Annotated in this window: 4 protein-coding genes; 2 read left to right on the top strand and 2 right to left on the bottom strand. The window is 58.4% G+C overall.

The features are described 5' to 3' along the window. The coding region (locus AC1D0I_RS32365; RefSeq protein ID WP_477400152.1) for an SDR family oxidoreductase at nucleotides 1-480 on the top strand (480 nt) is incomplete at its 5' end. A gap of 46 nt (nucleotides 481-526) precedes the next feature. Here AC1D0I_RS32365 and AC1D0I_RS32370 read toward each other — a convergent pair. Together AC1D0I_RS32370 and AC1D0I_RS32375 are read right to left on the bottom strand one after the other, a co-directional pair. Next, a complete protein-coding gene (locus tag AC1D0I_RS32370; protein ID WP_477344676.1) occupies nucleotides 527-793 on the bottom strand; it encodes a hypothetical protein in 267 nt (88 codons plus the stop codon). Nucleotides 794-801: 8 nt separating this feature from the next. Beyond that, nucleotides 802-1,362, bottom strand: coding sequence for an alpha/beta fold hydrolase (locus AC1D0I_RS32375; RefSeq protein ID WP_477344678.1), 561 nt, complete (start codon nucleotides 1,360-1,362; stop codon nucleotides 802-804). 286 nt (nucleotides 1,363-1,648) lie between these two features. Here AC1D0I_RS32375 and AC1D0I_RS32380 point away from each other — a divergent pair, with 286 nt between their 5' ends. After that, complete coding sequence (locus AC1D0I_RS32380; protein WP_477344680.1) at nucleotides 1,649-2,800, top strand: extracellular catalytic domain type 1 short-chain-length polyhydroxyalkanoate depolymerase; 1,152 nt, start codon at nucleotides 1,649-1,651, stop codon at nucleotides 2,798-2,800. Nucleotides 2,801-2,904 lie beyond the last annotated feature (104 nt).

A 2,904-nucleotide genomic window follows, 5' to 3' on the forward strand; every position in this document is an offset into this window, starting at 1 on the left:
GTAAACAACGCAGCATTCCAGGTGCATTCAACGGATTTTGCCGACCTGACTGAGGAGCATTTCGACACCACCTTGAAGACCAACCTCTACGGCTATTTCCACATGGCCCAAGAGGCGGTGGTGCATATGAAGGCCGGCTCGGCGATCGTCAACACGGGCTCCATAACCGGAATAGACGGTTCGAAAGAACTCATCGACTACTCGATGACCAAGGGCGGTATTCACGCCTTCACGAAGGCCCTGTCAGGCAACCTTATCGGCAAAGGCATTCGCGTAAATGCAGTCGCTCCGGGGCCGGTCTGGACACCGCTCAACCCGTCTGAAAAGCAGGCTGACGATGTCTCGCAGTTCGGCGCGAAAACACCCATGAAGCGCCCGGCACAACCGGAAGAAATCGCACCGGCCTATGTCTTTCTGGCATCGCCGCAATGTTCGAGCTACATCACTGGAGAGATCCTGCCGATCATAGGTGGCCATTAAAGAACGGCTCTCGCGTCGCGCTGCAAAAGCACACGGGGCAAGCCCGTCAATACGTTCGCAGGAACGCGCTAATCGCTTCGGCTACAGCTTCAGGGGCCTCTTCGGCCATATGATGCCCACTCTGGATCCCTTGGCCGCTGAGCGTGGTGGTCCATGGACGCCAAACATCGAGGACGTTGCCATAGAGTGCCTCAAGATCATCGCGGGTCGACCACAGGGCCAGCGTCGTATAGGCAACCCGGCGGCCGGCCTTTCGGTCTCCGGCATCATGACATCGATCGATGGTCAGCCCTGCCCGGTAGTCTTCAAGCATACCATGGACTACTGCCGGGTCGTGGATCGCTCGCGAATAATCGGCATAGGCCTCAGCCCCCATCGCTTCGGCCGAGCCACCATACCAAGCGTCAGGGTCGGCCATGATGGCGCGTTCAGGCTTGTCCAACTGAGGATAAAAGAACCAGTGCCACCACAACGCTCAAGGGCTTCCAAAATAGGAACACCGTCCATGACGATCAGATGGGAAATTGCCGAGGGGTGGTCCATGGCCGTCCGGAAAGCGGTGTAGCTGCCGCGATCATGTCCTGCGATGGCAAACCGGTCAAAGCCGAGGCGATTCATCAGCGCGACGCAGTCCCTTGCTTTCGCACGCTTCGAGGAGCCGACGTGGTCGGCTGCGTCCTCCGGTATGGAAGACTGGCCGAAGCCTCGCAAGTCAGGACAGACCACCGTTTGGTCAGCGGCGAGAATCGGCGCGACCTGATGCCAGGTGACGTGTGTGCGGGGTGCCATGCAGTAGTAGCARCGGCGGCCCGGAGCGCCGAACCTCACCCGTAGCGAAGCCTCGGGCAGATCCACCATCTGGAGATTGAACTTTTCGAACATCAGCCCCTTTCGGCGCCGGGAGTGCAACAGATCGCATATCTGACACCAATCCGCGCGAGCGGTATTGGTTTCGAGCGATCGTGGAATTCGAAATCGCTTCATCTCGATCGAATTACAATCCAGGCATTTTTAGTAGTCACGACAGTTCAATCAAGAATGGTGCACGGGTCCGACAGACAGTCGTTTTCTAACCCTGCGTAAGCTTGCTATTGTGCAGTGCAGCAACGATGTTGTTGCATGTGCATTGTGCGCGGTTTTCGTCACCCTGGCGGCTAAGGATCACGATTTGCGAAACCTCTCAGATACAATCACTCGCCTGACCGCTATGCGTGGCCGGCCGGGTTTGTCCGCGCACCGCGACGACCGCTTGTCCGACATAGCCGGTTTCGGATCCAATCCCGGTGCCTTGCGTGGGCGCGTCTATGTTCCTGAGAATCTCCCGCGGGGAGCCGCGTTGGTTGTCGTCCTGCATGGCTGCACGCAGACAGCGGATGGGTACGATCATGGATCTGGGTGGTCGAAGCTAGCGACCGACCAGGGTTTTGCGCTGCTATTTCCGGAGCAGCAGCGCGGCAACAATCCCAATCTGTGCTTCAACTGGTTCGTGCCCGAAGATGTCACGCGCGACCGTGGAGAAGTGCTCTCCATCCGCCAGATGATCCAAGCCATGGTGACAAAGCATGGCCTCGACCACCGGCGCATTTTTATCACCGGTCTTTCTGCTGGCGGTGCCATGGCGGCGGCGATGTTGGCAACATATCCAGAAGTGTTCGCCGGCGGCGCAATCATAGCAGGGCTCGCCTACGGTAGCGCGTCGACGATCCCGGAAGCCTTCGATCGTATGCGGGGCCATGGAGGTTCATCGAAAACTGAGCTCCAGAGACGCTTGGCCGGAGCTTCGCCTCATAAAGGGACTTGGCCGAAGATTTCAATCTGGCAGGGCTCGACGGATACCACGGTGGTCCCGTCGAACGCGGATTGCATTCTCGGCCAATGGCAAGGAGTTCATGGCGTGAGCGCCAGCCCGACCCGAAAAGAAACGGTCGATCGACAGATACGTCAGGTGTGGTGCGACGCGGACGGCAATGAGTTGATAGAGAAATACACCATTGCCGGCATGGGCCATGGTACCCCATTGCAGACGGTCGGTGATAATGGCTTGGGCGTTGCCGCCCCATTCATGCTGGACGTCGGCATTTCATCAACGCGCCATATTGCGGATTTCTGGGGTCTTACAAGCCGAACTGAAGCCAGATCTGGGGAAGCTCCGAAAAGGTCGGCAGGCAAAGCAGTGAGGACTTATGCACCTGCGGAAAGTCTGCGAGCAGTACGCGTCGATGCCGCTAAGGCGCCTCAGCCTGATGCTCGGGGCGGTTCGGCCACAGGCGTTACTAAGGTGATTGAGGACGCTCTGCGCGCAGCCGGCTTGATGCGTTAGCGAAGACGCCAGCCACAGAGCGAGACGTTGGACATGAATTACCACCTTCCTTCCGAAGTTCGAAATTTCGGCTGGAAGGTCTCGCGGTCGGGGAGGGCGTGCGC

The sequence above is a fragment of the Mesorhizobium sp. P2_D1 genome, assembly GCF_056404455.1.